Below are 15,874 nucleotides of genomic sequence, written 5' to 3'. Positions count from 1 at the left end.
AATAATATGACACTAACCATCCGAAATATGGTGTGCGACCGGTGCAAGCGGGTCGTGCGCGAAGAACTCGAAAAGCTTGGATTGACCGTTAACCGAGTCGAGCTAGGGGAGGTCGACGTAGATCAGCTACCTTCAGCCATTTCGCTGGAAGCGGTTCGGGAAACCTTGCAGGCGAATGGGTTTGACCTGGTTGAAGACCGAAAGCAATCGTTGGTTGAGTACATGAAAATACTGATTATTAACGAGATACAGCATTTAAAAGGTGAACGGCTGGCAACTGAGAACTACTCGGCGTTTCTGGAGCGTAAGCTTGGGTATGAATACTCCTATTTAAGTGGGTTGTTCTCCGCCAGCGAAGGGCATACACTAGAAAAATACATCATCGCGCTGAAGATAGAAAAGGTGAAGGAGTGGTTGCGCTACGATGAACTGACGCTGAGCGAAATCGCCTGGCGCTTAGGTTACAGCAGCGTTCAACACCTGTCAAATCAATTTCGGCAGGTGACCGGCCAAACGCCAGGGCAGTTCCGAAAGGCTACTCAGGTCGAGCGTCGGCCGTTGGATTCAATTTGACCATTGGACTGGTCTGTTTTCGGTAACAACCTTACACAGCCAGTCCGGAATTATGTAAAAACTGAACTAGACTCAGGCGGTTATTTTGTCAGACCAATACTGGCCAAAACCATATAACCACTTTACGTTCATGGAAAACACAATGGCTCACTCACACACCGACACCTGTTTTGAATGCGCTGAAGCCTGCGAACGCTGTGCAACGGCTTGTATTATGATGCACGACGAAGACAGTCGGCATCATGACATGACGCAGTGCATTCGGCTTTGTCGGGACTGTGCCGACATCTGTACCCTGTGCGGGCGTCTGGAAGCACGAGGCTCAGATTTTATGAAACAGTACATGCAACTCTGCGCTGATGTTTGCGAGGCTTGCGCGGCCGAGTGCGAAAAACATGCTGATCACCACGCACATTGCAAAGCCTGCGCCGAAGCCTGTCGGAAATGCGCTCAAGAATGTCGGCAGATGGCCAATGCGTAAGCGTAACAAGAGATGATACGTGCAGACAAGCGTATCATCTCCTTTCTCAACGGTATGATGAACAAACTTTTCTTACTACTTATGATTGGCTGGAGTGGTGCCGTTTTGGCGCAACACCAGCACCATGAAGGTATGACAATGCCTAAAAAGGAGCCGTCGGGTAATCGGCCAAAGGCTGATACCACAAAGCCGATGGATCATGCTATGCCCGCTGGACATAATCATGGCGACATGGATATGGACGGGGCTATGAAAAACCACGACATGAATGGAGCGACAGACATGGTGAATTATGGCCTGACTATGGATACCACCATGGGAATGACGCATTCACTGTCGCGCAACCTGCCCATGAACCGCAATGGGTCGGGTACGTCGTGGCACCCTGATAACACGCCCATGTACGCCTACATGAGCCATCCTTCACCCAAAGGCTGGAGTTATATGTTGCACTACGCCATTTATCTCCGGTATACTAGTCAGAACATGAATAACCCGGATGGACGTGGTCGCGGACAGCAATTTGGGGCGCCGAACTGGTTTATGGGGATGGCCCAGCGCAAAATAGGTCAGCGTGGATTATTTCAGGTGCGGGCCATGGTCTCGCTCGATCCGCTAACGGTCAGCAACGGGGGCTATCCATTGCTGTTTCAGACCGGCGAAACCTACCAAGACCAGCCACTTATTGACAAACAACACCCGCATGATCTGGTTTCGGAATTGTCGGTAAGTTATAGCCACGCGCTTAGCAAAGACATTGATTTATACGGATACGTTGGTTACCCAGGCGAACCGGCCGTTGGTCCCCCGGCTTTTATGCACCGGATTTCGTCGTTCAATAATCCAGATGCGCCGTTAGGGCACCACTGGCAGGACGCTACGCACATTCTGTTTGGCGTGACGACGGTCGGCTTTCGCTACAAGTGGGCTAAACTGGAAGGTTCTGCGTTTAAAGGACGCGAACCCGACGAAAACCGGTACGATTACGATGCATTCAAACTCGATAGCTATTCATATCGGCTGTCGGTGAACCCGTCGCCGTCGTTGGCATTGCAATTTTCGCAGGGCTTCCTGCATAGTCCAGAACAGGCTCATCCCGAAGAAGATGTTACGCGTACAACGGCATCACTTTTGCACAGTAAAGCCCTAGGACCAGATAGTTATGTAACGACGGCGTTGGTGTGGGGGCAGAACAGCCATCATGGTGTAAACGAAGGGTCATATTTAGCCGAAAGCAGCTTACAACTTAAGCGATGGGCGTTCTATGGCCGTTACGAAAACGTTGGAAAATCGGTTGAGGAGCTGGAATTACAGGGCCAGATAGAACCCGAAGACCAGGTGTTGACAATCAATAATCTTACGCTCGGCACAAATTACCGTATCGCCCAGCAGCGGAATACGGATTTGGTACTGGGCGCGCAGCTAACCGGTAGTATGCCCGATAAAACGTTACAGACTTTTTATGGTAAGTTGCCTATTTCGGGCGAAATTTACCTACGCCTGACCCCAAGCCTGATGACTATGCGTACTATGAGTGGTACGCATCACATGAAAGGGCACCATTGATGTTAAAACTACGTTATTTATTCACCATAACCCTGCTTGCCGGGTGGGCAAGCCAATCAAGCATATGATGCGTAACCTGTTTCTGACGGCCCTGACTTCATTGATGTTGATGGGTAACTTATTGGCCAGTGCACCAACCCGCGATGACAAAGAAAAAGAGGTGAAGATTAAAACTTCGGCTGTCTGCGGCATGTGCAAGGCCCGCATTGAGCGTAACTTAGCCTTCGAAAAAGGAGTAAAGGAAGCTGACCTCGATGTGAAAACCAAGGTGGTAACAATTAAGTACAACCCCGCTAAAACGGACGTAGCGAAGCTGAAAGCCAATATCAGCAAAACGGGCTACGACGCCGAAGAAGTTGCCGCCGACGAAGCTGGCTACGCTAAGCTGCCGAGCTGCTGCAAAAAGGGCGGAATGGATCATCAATAGTAAAACCTTGTAACGCAACTGGCCCGGCATCATCCAGATGATGCCGGGCCAGTTGCGTTACAGGCTGTTTAAGCGTAGGAGCTGAACAAAAAGAGCACATCCTACTTTGTGGTTAAAGCTTACTAATATTGTACATGACCTACGAAAACACCCTTGCCTTTGCTCAGCAACTCGATCGCCAAGATACCCTTCGCGATTTCCGCACTAAGTTTCACATCCCGCAGCGCAACGACCAGTCGCTTGTTTATTTATGTGGGAACTCGCTTGGCTTACAGCCAAAATCGGCACGGGAGGCTTTAGAACAAGAGCTGAATACCTGGCAGAATTTAGGCGTTGAAGGATGGTTTGATCACGCGGGCAATCCCGAAACAGAAGGTGCTGAACAGACGTGGCTAGGGTATCACAATACGTGCAAAGGGCCACTGGCGCAAATCGTTGGTGCTGAGCTGTCGGAAGTGTGCCCGATGAATGCACTGACCGTAAATCTGCATTTACTGCTGACATCCTTCTACCAACCTGCCAGTGCGGTGGACGCGTCGGTTAAACAGAAATACAAGATCCTGACCATCAAAGGCGATTTTCCATCTGACCAATACGCGCTTGAAACCCACATTAAGCACCGGGGGCTTGACCCGGCTGATACGCTCATCGAAGTTGCCCCGAGACCTGACGACGGGTTGATCCACGTAACTGATATTCAGGCGGCCATTGCTGAAAACGCCGATTCGTTAGCCGTGATCTGGATGAGTGGCTTGAATTACTATACCGGTCAGGTCTATAACATGGCTGCCATTGCCGAAACAGCTCAGCGGCATTGCATACCCGTTGGATTTGATCTGGCCCACGCCATTGGTAACGTACCCCTGCGCCTGCACGACTGGGGCGTTGACTTTGCGACCTGGTGCTCGTACAAATACCTCAACGGTGGCCCTGGGGCAGTGTCGGGCGTGTTTGTTCATCAAAAACATCACGACCAGAATCTACCGAGGTTAGCAGGCTGGTGGGGGTATCGAGAAGATAAACGGTTTGAGATGCAGCCCGGTTTCTTGCCCGCCCTAGGTGCCGATGGGTGGCAGCTCAGTACGCCTAACATCATGGCCTTGGCTTTGCATCGCGCTGCATTAGCTATCACGGCTGAGGCCGGTATGGTGCCTCTCCGCCTGAAAAGCGAGCGGTTGACGGGTTATCTGGAGTACTTGCTGTCTTCGTTTCATGACATACAGATCTTAACGCCCGACGATCCTAACCAACGGGGTTGCCAGCTTTCGTTATTAGTCCGAAAAAACGGGAAAACGTTGTTTGCTCACCTGGCCGAACAAGGCATTATTGGCGACTGGCGCGAGCCCGATTGCATCCGACTGGCGCCAACTCCGCTTTATAACACATTTGAAGATGTCTGGCGAGTGGGTGAAGCCTTACGATTATTTTTTAGTCAGGCCGTCTGACGATTGGTTGTTGGTTTGCGTGATTGGAGCTTTGTAGGCCCCTGAACTATTTTCGCTGCGTCGTTCTCTGATTTGCAGATAAGCACCCCGAAAGATGCCTCGAATAACCGTTTCAATCTGGTTCTGTCCTTCTTCGGTAGTAGGGTCTACACCAAAAAGCGACTTTTGTTGCTGGCTCATCAGTGTCAGCATCGTGATCGCGCTGTATAAAAACGCAGCATAAGCCGGACTGAGTGTTGTTTGTAATAACTCACCGACCTGGTCAATGACGAGACGAAGGTGACGCCTTTGTTCGATTGGGAATGCATTCTTGGGTATATCCATACCCAGTAATTTTGCTTTTAACAACTCCTGAGCCTGGGTGTCATTGCGGAACTGCCTGTATTCTGCAATCAAATACTCACAACAGGCGTCGAAGACCTCGTGAAGCGGAGCAGACCGCAATCGGTCAATGTCTAATCGAGGTAAAACCGGATTAGGTCGTACTCGCTCTAAATAAGATTCCAGCAAACCATTCAGACCGCCAAAATAACGATAGATGAGAATCTTGTTGATCCCCGCACGATTAGCGATCCGATTAATACCAAGCTGATCGTACCCTTCTTCCGAGATAATCTGGCCGACGGCCTCAATCAGTCGTTGTTCGGTTTGTGCCCGGTCGCGTGGCATAGAAACGAATTGTAAAAGGTGCCGAAGTCTTTATGTCTACCAGATAACCCATGGTGAATACATAAGCGTATGTGGTTAGTCGCCAATTTATCAAAAGGGATCAACATGTTTCAATATAATCTCCTGTATGAGCTGGCCAACCAGTATCGGTGAATTACTCTTCCTTATCCGTTTGTAAAAACAGAATATTTCGTTTTAGGCCAGCTAGTTTGGTTCGCTTAACCGCCGATCGGCGAAATACTTCGCGGAATACCTCTTCGGTAATCTCCTGCCAATCGTTATTGGTAAACGTAGCCAAGTCAGGATGGGGGTCAAATGCCGGGGTTTGGTGAGGACGCGCAAAACGATTCCAGGGGCAAACGTCCTGGCAGATGTCGCAACCGAAGGCCCAGTTCTCAAACTTTCCCTGCACTTCGTTGGGGATAGCTTCTTTCAGCTCAATGGTATAATACGAGATACATTTGCTGCCATCGACCACGTAAGGCCCAACAATGGCGTCGGTAGGGCAGGCGTCGATACACCGGGTGCAGGTGCCACAGTAGTCAGTGATGGGGCCGTCGGGTTCCAACTCAAGATCGAGAATCAGCTCACCAATGAAGAAATAAGAGCCAATCTGACGGTTTATCAGATTCGTGTGCTTCCCCACCCAGCCCAGGCCCGACCGCTTCGCCCAGGCTTTATCCATGACCGGTGCGGAGTCGACAAAAGCGCGCCCACCAACCTCGCCAATCTCCTCGTGGATATACGCAATTAAGTCTTTGAGCTTGTCCTTAATCACGAAGTGGTAATCGTCACCATAGGCGTATTTCGACAGTTTAATGTCGTCGCTGCCTTCGGGAAGTTTCTGTTCGGGGTAATAGTTGAGCAGCACCGTCACGACTGATTTAGCGTCATCGACCAATAAGCGCGGATCGAGCCGTTTGTCGAAGTGATTGGCCATGTAATTCATCTGGCCGTGCATCCCGCTTTTCAACCAGGCTTCCAGCCGGGGGGCCTCTTCGTCCAGAAAGTCAGCCTTGGCTATTCCACAAAAATCAAAGCCCAACCGGGTGGCCTCGGCTTTAATCAGTTGAGTATAACGGCTGGTTTGGGACACGAATGTTGCGGATAGTCGAATGATACACGGATAGTCGGCATCAGATTAACAATGTACATGTCTCAAAAAATTCGCGTTAATCTGTATTGTCCGTAAAATTCGTGACCCAATTAATGTGTCAAGTTGGCAGAAAAAGCGGTTTTGGCCGGTCTTTTGCCCATCTTTGCCTATGAATTTCTGGAAGCGAAATAGAAGCTCATCAATGGAAAATAAAGACATTTTGGACGAAAAATCGTCTGCTGATACACAACAACCTGACAACCTGACCAGTGAAGAAGCCATAACTGTCAACGGAGGTGAACCTGAAGAACTAACTGCCGAGGTAGTGGGCGATGAACCCATAGCCCAAGCGGAAGCTACCCCAACAGATCAAACCAGCCGGGAAGTGGCCGAATTGAAGGATAAATACCTGCGTTTGTACGCTGATTTTGAAAACTTCCGTCGGCGTACCTCGAAAGAAAAGCTGGAGTTAATTAGCAATGCCAACGAGAGCCTGTTGCAGGCATTGATTCCGGTGGTGGACGACTTTGAACGGGCCATGCAGTCGATGGATAACACCGACGACGTAACGGCGCTCAAAGAAGGCGTTACGCTTATTTATAACAAACTGTTCAAAACGCTGGAAGGCAAGGGTCTGAAGCCAATGGTTTCTAAAGGCGAGCCGTTTAACGCTGACTTACATGAGTCCGTAACTCAGTTCCCGGCCCCTAGCGACGACCTCAAAGGCAAAGTGATCGACGAGGTCGAAAAAGGGTATTACCTGAATGATAAGGTTATCAGATTTGCGAAAGTTATTGTAGGTTCTTGATAGCGAAAGAGTGAGAGAGTGAAAGAGTGCCGCAACGGACGTTGAAAGCTATCCGGTACCTTAATGGCCGGCAGCCCGCTCTTTCGCTCTTTTACTCTTTCACTCTTTAAAATATGGCAACGAAGCGCGATTACTACGAAATATTGGGCGTTGATAAGAACGTCTCTCCGGAGGACCTGAAAAAAGCCTATCGCAAAATGGCGATCAAGTACCATCCGGATAAAAACCCTGACGATCCTACTGCCGAAGAAAAATTTAAGGAAGCGGCTGAGGCTTATGACGTCCTGAACGACCCGCAGAAGAAAGCGCGTTATGATCAGTTCGGTCATGCTGGAATGGGTGGGGCCGCCGGTGGCGGTGGCTACGGTCCCGGTGGTCCGTCGATGGAAGACATATTCAGCCAGTTTGGCGATGTGTTCGGCGATGACTCGCCATTTGGTAGCTTCTTCCGGGGGGCAAACGGCGGAGGAGGCCAGCGCCAACGCGTTCGGCGCGGTTCTGACCTACGGATTAAGCTGAAGCTGAACCTACAGGAAGTGGCCAATGGCGTTGAGAAGAAAATAAAGGTAAAACGGCACGTTACCTGCACCACCTGTGGAGGAAACGGTTCTAAAAATGGAACAGCCGTGCAAACCTGTACGACCTGTAGTGGTACCGGCCAGACCCGCAAGGTGGTGAATACCATGCTCGGTCAAATGGTATCGACCAGTACGTGTCCCACCTGTAATGGCGAGGGTAAACTCGTGACTGACCGTTGCGACGTTTGTTTTGGCGAAGGACGCGTGTTGCAGGAAGACGTTATCCCGATCAAAATTCCGGCCGGTGTAGCCGAAGGAATTCAACTGTCAGTTGGCGGTAAAGGTAATGTTCCTCCCCGTGGGGGCGTTGCCGGCGATCTGCTGATTGTGGTTGAGGAGGAGGAAGATGCCGACCTCAAACGCGATGGCAACAACGTAGTGTTTGACCTCTACGTTAACTTCGTTGATGCCGCCATTGGTACGAGTGTTGAAGTGCCGACCATTGATGGTAAGGCCCGCATTACCCTTGAGCCGGGTACGCAAAGTGGCAAGATCCTGCGGCTGAAAGGCAAAGGCATCAAGGAGTTGAACGGCTACGGTCGGGGTGATGAACTCGTTCACGTCAACGTCTGGACACCAAAGGTGTTGTCGTCTGAAGAACGTTCGATTCTAGAGAAGCTCCGTAACTCGCCCAACTTCCAGCCAAGACCGAACAAGAACGAGAAAGGGTTCTTCGACAAAATGAAAGATTTCTTTCACGGTTGATTGATAACGTGATGAACAGTAAAACCGCCAGTGATTAGTCGCTGGCGGTTTTATTTTAATCAATCCAGTACGTTGTCCAGGCTATGGGGCGGCAGTTGCCCGTCAAGACTACGGTTAGCGTTCTGGGCTGAGTGGGTAGGCTTACTCAACAACTGGCTCTGCTACGGATGGTTGCGGAATTGCCCCTGTGTCTTTTATCTTTCGGGATAGAATCCGTCGAGAGGGTTATACTAACTGATTCCCAAAATCCATGCACCAAACTTTGTTGCTTTGCTTATCCTTGATGGTGGCCGTTTCCTTACTCGTCATGATTGGTCAGCGGCTGCGGATTCCGACCCCAATTTTTCTGGTGTTGGGCGGACTGGCACTTAGTCTGTTTCCAGGAATTCCGCAAATTGAAATTGATCCTGACCTAATATTTCTGATCTTTTTGCCGCCCTTGCTCTACGAAGCAGCCTGGTTTATGTCCTGGAAAGAATTCTGGCGCTGGCGACGCATTATTACTTTTCTGGCCTTCGGACTAGTCATTATTACGGCCTTTGCCGTAGCTTATATGTCGAGCACCTACATTCCTGGCTTTACCTTGGCGCTGGGTTTTTTGCTGGGCGGTATTATTTCGCCACCCGATGCTGTTGCAGCTACGTCTGTCTTGAAGAACGTAAAGGTTTCTAAAGCTGCGGTCAGCATTCTCGAAGGCGAAAGTTTAGTGAATGATGCATCCAGTTTGGTTGTGTTTCGGTTTGCGCTGGCAGCTGTGTTATCGGGCTCGTTTGTTTGGCAGAAAGCCGCCACTGATTTTTTCCTGGTTACGCTCCTGGGTATTGTGGTTGGGTTGGCTATTGCCGTAGTGTTTTATTGTATTCATCGTTGGTTACCTACGTCCACGCGGATCAGTATTCTGCTGACCTTCCTGGCTCCGTATATTATGTACTTAACCGCCGAAGAATTTCATGTCTCGGGGGTTATGGCAGTTGTGAGTGGAGGACTATTTCTGTCAAATCAGAGCCACGTTATCCTAAACCATAGCGCACGAATTCAGGGTACGGGCATGTGGGCTACCGTCGTTTTTGCCTTAAATGGCTTGGTCTTCATCCTGATCGGGCTGGAGTTGCCCGTTATTATCAATAGCCTGGGCGATTATTCCAAAATGGAGGCTATTGGGTACGCGTTGCTGATTACGTTCGTCGTGATCGTTACGCGGTTGGTATTTGCGGTCGTTTCTTCAATCTTCACTCGTTTTATTGGGCGGTACATAACCGTCGCTCAACGTAATCCCGGTTTGCGGGGCCCTATCATTATTGGCTGGGCCGGTATGCGTGGGGTTGTGTCGCTGGCCTCCGCCTTATCGGTGCCGTTGACCTTAAGCAATGGACAGCCATTTCCGCACCGAAACCTGATCTTGTTTATCACGTTCGTTGTGATTCTGGTTACGTTGGTTTTTCAGGGGTTGACCCTGCCGCTGGTGATTCGATGGGTTAACTACCAGGACCCCAACCCTCGTATACCGGAAGAGACACAGGAGTCGAAGATACGCCTGAAGTTACAGAAAGTGGCCCTGCAGCATTTGAATGAGAATTATACCGCCGAATTGGCAGACAACGAGCTAGTTGCCAATCTGAGAAGTCGGATCGAAAGTGACCTGCGTCAAACAAAACGGCACCTGGATTCGCTAGAAAACGATGGAGATATGTTAGCGCTGTACAATCACATTCTGGGCGAAATTCTCAGCGTCAAACGTAATGAATTACATCGCTTGCGCGGCCGACAGGAATTCGACGACGAAGTGATTCGAAAAGAGGAAGCCCGCCTTGATCTGGAAGAAGAAAAGATAGACCATCCCATCCACTAGTTGTAAAGGTATTATAGGAGTAAAGGTTGTTACTCGGTGCAACTAGATCTGATCACCGTTGTAGGCTGCTGATTTTTATGACTATTACGATTAATTATGATTTGTTGAAGGATGACAAACCTGATTAATTGTATTGAATCATGAAAATCAGTGGTCTATTGACCTTACAGAACCCAGTTAATGATAAAACGCCCGATAGTCTCGCCAGGCCTGCTCAACTAAGCCCGTTTCGGTTTCAGACAACGATCGGGATAGATTCATGGTAAACGTACTCGTTGATTTCGCTTTGACTACCTTCCAGGTGCCAACGATCCGGCCGTTCAGCACGATGGTTCGGTGACTTAATATGGCTCCCTGCATATGTAGCGGGCCTTCGTAGCTGGGCTCTAATAAAGTCTTTCGGTCGGCGTAGGCAACGACGTATTCGTCAAAGTTGGGCAGTAGATAGGCTTGGTCACGAAAAGTGCCACCGTCGGCGGATGAGGGCCCGTACCAATACGTATTGCCTTCGATTGTTTCGCTTGCCAGCTGCGTTTTCACGGCTTCCAGGCCAAGTCGAACATCGGTCAATGTAAGCCCCGACCACCAGCTAAAATCGCGTATCGTAGCGGGGCCATGACTACTGAAGTACCGAAACGTCAGTTCAGCCAGCGCTTCCTCGCGCGTTAATACCCTGCTCTGGGGAGCTCGCTCCTCCAACAGGGCGTAGGTGTGTTGCCGACTGCGCATAGCTCCGCTACAAATGATACCGTCGATCTCCGCCCGGGCCAGTAGATGAGCCAATGCGTTCGATACCAGAGGGATACCGTTCTGTTTGAGTACCTCCGCCACTTCCGGTCGAGTCAGGTGCTTGCTGCCTTCTAATGCTCTTTGAATCAGGGTATTGCTACGGGCGAAAATTGCTTCGTCTAATCCCAGCTTGCGGTCATTGGTGCGCATGAACGCCTTGATGCGCGGGGCGGTTAGGGCCAGCATCCACCGTATATCGGCCGGCGACACAAAATGCCAGGTTGGTCGGAGTACGTGCGTACGCAGGATGGTGCCCGCGTTGAAGGCCTCATTAAAAGCCGCTTCTGATAAACCGGGTATACGCTGGCCTATTGACCACTTAGCGTCGGTAAACTCCTGCGATTGCACGGCGCCCAGCCAACTCACAATGTCTGGAACTGATTGGGAGGGTGAGTACGCTAGTTGCTGATTCGCTAACCGAAGTCGTAGAAGATGACTTATGTCCATAAATATGCATTGGAAAACTACGCTGCGCAGCCCGCTCCGCCTAATTTGCGAACGGGTCACAGCATTATGTAAGACGTAGTTTGTAGGACAAAGATAGATGCCCCTCTTGACAACCCTATGTCAGCAGTCAACTTGCAGGTTGGCTGAAAAACATGACATAGCTAAGCGAAACGCCCCGCAAGTAACGGGTTATGTTGGGTGCCAACACCAACGGGTGTCGATGCCTTGCAAGCTAGTTGAAACAACGGCCAGACCTGCTGCCTTTACACACTTAGCGGGCTAGGCCCTATCGAATCGCGGAAACAAGTAGTGACTTCGTCGATAGAGCCGGGCGCTAAAGGAACCTGGACAATGCGTGCATACATAGTAGTAGTTTAAGTGAAAGACTATAAAGTGGTTTACCGTAATGTAATCCATCAACATCTAGCCGCAACAGAAACTTCATGCAGGTAATTTTATCGTTATTAGTGTGTACTGATCGGTGTCTGAATCGACACTCATCTCACCGCCATGGCCTTTGGTAATAATGTCATAACTCAGCGACAAGCCCAGACCCGTACCCTGGCCGGTGGGCTTGGTGGTGAAAAAAGGCTGAAAAATCTTGCTCCTGACCGACTCAGGGATGCCGGTGCCATTGTCACGCACCCGAATCTCCACTACATTTCCAACACGCCGGGTGCTCACCCAGAGGGTGGGCTGGTAGGGACTGGGCTCGTCAGCGGCTGCACCCGTTGTTACCAGGCTCAGCTGCTCCCGCTTCTGAAGCAGCGCATAGAAGGCGTTGTTAAACAGGTTGAGCAGTACCCGCCCGATGTCCTGGGGGACTACATCTACCTGCCCGACGTTCGGATCAAACTCGGTGATCAGTTCAGCATTGAAGCGACCCGTAACCCGGTCTTTATCCTTAGCCAGGATGCCATGATACGCCAGCTTAAGGTATTCCTGCGTTAGAATATTCAGGTTTGACGCCTGCTTTTCTCCGCCACCGCTTCGGCTGTGCTCCAACATGCCTTTAACGATGGCACCGGCCCGTTTACCGTGGTGCGTTATTTTCTGAAGGTTCTGCTTGAGGTCGTTGAGAAGTTCGCTTTCCAGGTCGGTATCGCGCTCGGGTCGTTGTTGTTCTTCTTCAAGCTCCTCGATCAACTCGGTGCTGACCTCCGAGAAGTTGTTGACGAAGTTCAGCGGGTTCTGAATCTCGTGGGCAATGCCTGCTGTCAGTTCGCCGAGAGAGGCCATTTTCTCCTGGTGAATAAGTTTGTCCTGGGTTGTCTTCAGCTCAGTTAAGGTATTTTCAATGGCTTCTTTTTGCTGCTGGAGCAACACGTTCGCTTTTTGCTTACTGCGAAAGGCGCTAAACGCCACGGCGGCCAAAATCAGGGTCAACACCAGCCCACCCCCCAAAGCGGCCTGTTTAATGGTTGCCACGGCTTTTTCCTGCTGCTGCTCCGCCCGGGCGGCCAACTGCTTTTTTTCGAACTCGGCATTCATAATCAGCTCCGTGGCCTGCTGAATGTTTTCTTTACTGCGGATCGAATCGGCAATCCCGGTCGAGGTTTTGTAGGCCGATAAAGCTTTCTGGTAGTTCCCCGTTTTTTCGTAGCATTCGGATAGGCTCCGGTATGACAGTCCGATCTGTTCTTCATAAATGTCTGATCCTTTGAGCGCTTCCAGGCCTTTCTCAAAATAAGGAATGGCTTCCCGGCAGTTGTTCTGAAGATGCTGAAGTTCGCCTTTAACCGCATAGACCTGATACGTAATCAGCGGTTGGCGGGCGGAGTCAGCAACGACCAGTGCTTGCTCAACAAAACTATTTGCTTTGGTGTATTGGTTTTGATGACCCAGGGCCGAAGCGGCTTTCGCTAAGCTGGCGGCCTGTATGCCCTGATCGCCCAGCCTGGCGCCCAGAACAGCGGCTTTGCTGGCAAACTGGTACGCTTTCGGGTAATTACGTTTGCTTTCGTACAGATTCGAAAGATTGGAATAAGCGTATAGTTCAACGTTCTGAATGCCCGCTTTCCTGGCCATGCTGATCGCTTTGTACAACGTCTGCTCCGCCCGGACTAAGTCACCCATCGTCTTGTAAGTAAGCCCCATGTTCATCAGCGAATACGCCTGCGCATTGGCATTCCCGGCTTTCTCCCCTAAGGCTAATGCCTTTTGCTGGTAGGCTAAGGCTTGCTTATGATTCGACTGCATCTGGTAGGAGACGGCAATGTTCTGGTAAAAATTACTCAGCGATGGGTGATTTATTTGCTGAGCGATATGGATGGCTTTCTCAAAGAAATAAGTAGCGCTGTCGTACTTACTCTGCATGCCGTAATACACCCCGTAGCCGGAATACAGATCACAACGCATGGACAAATCTTCCTGGGTATTAAGCAGTTGATCGGCCGTCCGCAACGTTGTCCGGGCTTCCGGGAACTTGCCTTTCAGGCAGTAGTTAACCCCCAGCTTCAACGTCGCTTTTGTTTCTCCGCGCTTATATTTGATTCGCTGCGCTTCTTTAATGGTTTCCTTACTCAGCTCAATGGCAGCATCCAGATTGTTTTCGCCGAGCAGGTTAGTCTTCGCGTTGGCTAAGTTTACCCGTCCCGTATCTGTTTTTGCCTGACGAATGAGCCGCTCCAAACTGTCCAGCTTAGGGGTTTGGGCACCAACACGCTCAAGGCCGGCCAGTAACCCAGCTAGTAAGGCCGCCGACAGAAGAAGTGATTTCATAAACAAAGTGAGTTAAGGTAGCCCAGCGAACATCATCTGGGCTACAGGGTCAATGAACGGCTACAAGCCGCTCCCAGCGGCTCAGCGGGATCGCCAGTTCGGGATCGATGCGGCATTCCAGCAAAAACGGCCGATCTCGTTCGGCAAACGCCTGCGCCAGCAGGCTGTCGATGTCGGTTTGCCCATCAATCATGGCGGCATCGGCTCCGAACGCTTTGGCCAGCGCCACAAAGTCCGGATTGTGCAGGTACGTACCGAAGGGGACATCCTGCTGGGTCTTCACGTTTTGCAAAACCCCGTTGTTAAACACAATCAGGATAATCGGCAGCTTGTATTGCACCGCCGTCGCCAGCTCACCCACCACCATCTGAAAACCACCGTCTCCGCTGATACCGATGGCCCGGTGATGGGGTCGCGCCATCTGAAGGCCGATCAGGGCGGGCAGACTGAAGCCCATGGTGCCTAAATGACTGCTGACAATGACCGGCTGCTGGTGAGCCAGTTGCAGATACCGGGCTGCCCAGACGGTGTGTGCTCCGGTATCCAGTACGAGCATTGATTTTTCGTCCAGGAAACGGTTCAGCTTCGTCAGGAAATAGGCCGGATGCACGTAGTCCGGATGCGTACTGTCGAAGCCCATGTAGGCTACCTCCTGCAGATGGTCCTGTTTGGTTTCAAAGGCTTCGGTAATGGATAAGTTGGTCGTTGGCTTGTCTGGCAGTCGGCGGGCCAGGCCGTCGGCAATAGCCTGCAAAGGGCCGACCAGCGTGCGGGTCCGGCGGTACTCCAGACTGATCGTGTTGAAATCCGCTTCGCATTGAATCAGTTTCCGGCGTTGTGTATTGTCTGCATCGGTCAGGAACGGCTTGAGCGTATCGACGCCAAAGGCCAGTACAGCGTCCGCCCGTTTGATGATCTGCTTGGTGCTTTCCACGCCTGGTAACCCGAAAATGCCGAGCACTCCCTGGGTATGCGGATGCGTTTCGTCAACAATACCTTTGCCGTCCAGACTCGTGATGATGGGCGCTCCAAGGCGCTCGGCCAATTGCATGATCGCGGGTCCGCAACCGACGGCCCGCCGACCAACGACGATGACGACCTGGTGGCATTGCCTGAGCTCGTCGGCTACCATGTCGAACGCTTCCTGGGGCGGGGGCATCAGCCGCAGGGGACGAGGGAGGTAGTCGGAATCAATGGAAAACAGCGAATCATTGTCGGCCACGGGCGTGCTGAGCACATCCGACGATAGGGCCAGATGAACGGTCTGCTGATTTTGCCAGGCGTATCCGACCGAATTGCGCAACAGCGGTACCAACTGACGCGGATGCACACAACTGCTGCTCATGGGCAACACCGTCGACAGCAACTGCGCCTGGTTGATGTCCTGAAATTCGGAGTGGCCCTGGTTGAAGGTAGGGACCATGCCTGTCAGGGCCAATACCGGTGCCCGATCCAGTTGAGCGTCGACGAGTCCGCAAATAAAATTGGCGGAACCGGGGCCGGAGGTGGCCATGCACACGGCCAGTTCACCCGTCAGGCGAGCCTGCGCCGAAGCAGCCATCGCGGCTGAGTTTTCGTGCCGCATCAGCACCCATTCTATGTCCGACTGCCGTTCAATGGCGGCCATAAAAGGTAGAATGGGTGTGCCGGGATAGCCAAATACCTGCCGGACACCAACGGCTTTCAGAAAATCAACGATGTAATCAGAAACATTCATGGG

The 15,874-nt window shown here is 51.2% G+C and carries 13 protein-coding genes; 8 read left to right on the top strand and 5 right to left on the bottom strand.

From position 1 onward, the window contains the following. Positions 1–6: 6 nt before the first annotated feature. The 5 genes from ACFSUS_RS20900 to kynU all read left to right on the top strand — a co-directional run bounded on the left by ACFSUS_RS20900 (position 7) and on the right by kynU (position 4,492). Positions 7–573 (top strand): AraC family transcriptional regulator, encoded by a 567-nt coding sequence (locus tag ACFSUS_RS20900; protein WP_381525694.1) that lies wholly within the window; start codon positions 7–9, stop codon positions 571–573. 130 nt (positions 574–703) lie between these two features. Beyond that, the gene (locus tag ACFSUS_RS20895) at positions 704–1,054 is read left to right on the top strand and encodes a four-helix bundle copper-binding protein (RefSeq protein WP_381525693.1); all 351 of its coding nucleotides are present in this window, start codon (positions 704–706) and stop codon (positions 1,052–1,054) included. Positions 1,055–1,111: 57 nt separating this feature from the next. Beyond that, the gene (locus tag ACFSUS_RS20890) at positions 1,112–2,620 is read left to right on the top strand and encodes a hypothetical protein (protein WP_381525763.1); all 1,509 of its coding nucleotides are present in this window, start codon (positions 1,112–1,114) and stop codon (positions 2,618–2,620) included. A 64-nt stretch (positions 2,621–2,684) separates the two neighbouring features. Beyond that, complete coding sequence (locus ACFSUS_RS20885) at positions 2,685–3,047, top strand: heavy-metal-associated domain-containing protein (RefSeq protein ID WP_381525692.1); 363 nt, start codon at positions 2,685–2,687, stop codon at positions 3,045–3,047. A 134-nt stretch (positions 3,048–3,181) separates the two neighbouring features. After that, entirely contained in the window at positions 3,182–4,492 is a 1,311-nt protein-coding gene (gene kynU, locus ACFSUS_RS20880; RefSeq protein ID WP_381525691.1) for a kynureninase, read from the top strand. On the opposite strand, the gene ACFSUS_RS20875 is transcribed toward kynU, so the two are convergent. Together ACFSUS_RS20875 and queG are read right to left on the bottom strand one after the other, a co-directional pair. Beyond that, entirely contained in the window at positions 4,469–5,161 is a 693-nt protein-coding gene (locus ACFSUS_RS20875; protein ID WP_381525690.1) for a TetR/AcrR family transcriptional regulator, read from the bottom strand. The genes kynU and ACFSUS_RS20875 overlap by 24 nt on opposite strands. A 154-nt stretch (positions 5,162–5,315) precedes the next feature. Further along, positions 5,316–6,257: a tRNA epoxyqueuosine(34) reductase QueG gene (queG, locus tag ACFSUS_RS20870; protein WP_381525689.1), complete on the bottom strand. Its 942-nt coding sequence runs from the start codon at positions 6,255–6,257 to the stop codon at positions 5,316–5,318. Positions 6,258–6,459: 202 nt separating this feature from the next. On the opposite strand from queG, the gene ACFSUS_RS20865 reads away from it, so the two are divergent. The 3 genes from ACFSUS_RS20865 (at position 6,460) to ACFSUS_RS20855 (ending at position 10,197) form a co-directional block, all read left to right on the top strand. Beyond that, positions 6,460–7,065 (top strand): nucleotide exchange factor GrpE, encoded by a 606-nt coding sequence (locus ACFSUS_RS20865; protein ID WP_381525688.1) that lies wholly within the window; start codon positions 6,460–6,462, stop codon positions 7,063–7,065. Positions 7,066–7,178: 113 nt separating this feature from the next. After that, positions 7,179–8,348: a molecular chaperone DnaJ gene (dnaJ, locus tag ACFSUS_RS20860; protein WP_381525687.1), complete on the top strand. Its 1,170-nt coding sequence runs from the start codon at positions 7,179–7,181 to the stop codon at positions 8,346–8,348. 250 nt (positions 8,349–8,598) lie between these two features. After that, positions 8,599–10,197: a Na+/H+ antiporter gene (locus ACFSUS_RS20855; RefSeq protein WP_381525686.1), complete on the top strand. Its 1,599-nt coding sequence runs from the start codon at positions 8,599–8,601 to the stop codon at positions 10,195–10,197. Between the two features lie 177 nt (positions 10,198–10,374). Here the strand turns inward: ACFSUS_RS20855 and ACFSUS_RS20850 are convergent, their stop codons facing one another. The 3 genes from ACFSUS_RS20850 to ACFSUS_RS20840 all read right to left on the bottom strand — a co-directional run bounded on the left by ACFSUS_RS20850 (position 10,375) and on the right by ACFSUS_RS20840 (position 15,871). After that, a complete protein-coding gene (locus ACFSUS_RS20850) occupies positions 10,375–11,433 on the bottom strand; it encodes a winged helix DNA-binding domain-containing protein (RefSeq protein ID WP_381525685.1) in 1,059 nt (352 codons plus the stop codon). A 441-nt stretch (positions 11,434–11,874) separates the two neighbouring features. Next, positions 11,875–14,154: a tetratricopeptide repeat protein gene (locus ACFSUS_RS20845; RefSeq protein WP_381525684.1), complete on the bottom strand. Its 2,280-nt coding sequence runs from the start codon at positions 14,152–14,154 to the stop codon at positions 11,875–11,877. A gap of 49 nt (positions 14,155–14,203) precedes the next feature. After that, positions 14,204–15,871 (bottom strand): thiamine pyrophosphate-binding protein, encoded by a 1,668-nt coding sequence (locus tag ACFSUS_RS20840; RefSeq protein WP_381525683.1) that lies wholly within the window; start codon positions 15,869–15,871, stop codon positions 14,204–14,206. Positions 15,872–15,874: the final 3 nt, after the last annotated feature.

Source organism: Spirosoma soli (genome assembly GCF_042684525.1).
Taxonomy (GTDB): Bacteria; Bacteroidota; Bacteroidia; order Cytophagales; family Spirosomataceae; genus Spirosoma; species Spirosoma soli.
The sequence above is the reverse complement of the archived record's forward strand: the minus strand, read 5'-3'. Positions and strand labels throughout refer to the sequence as shown.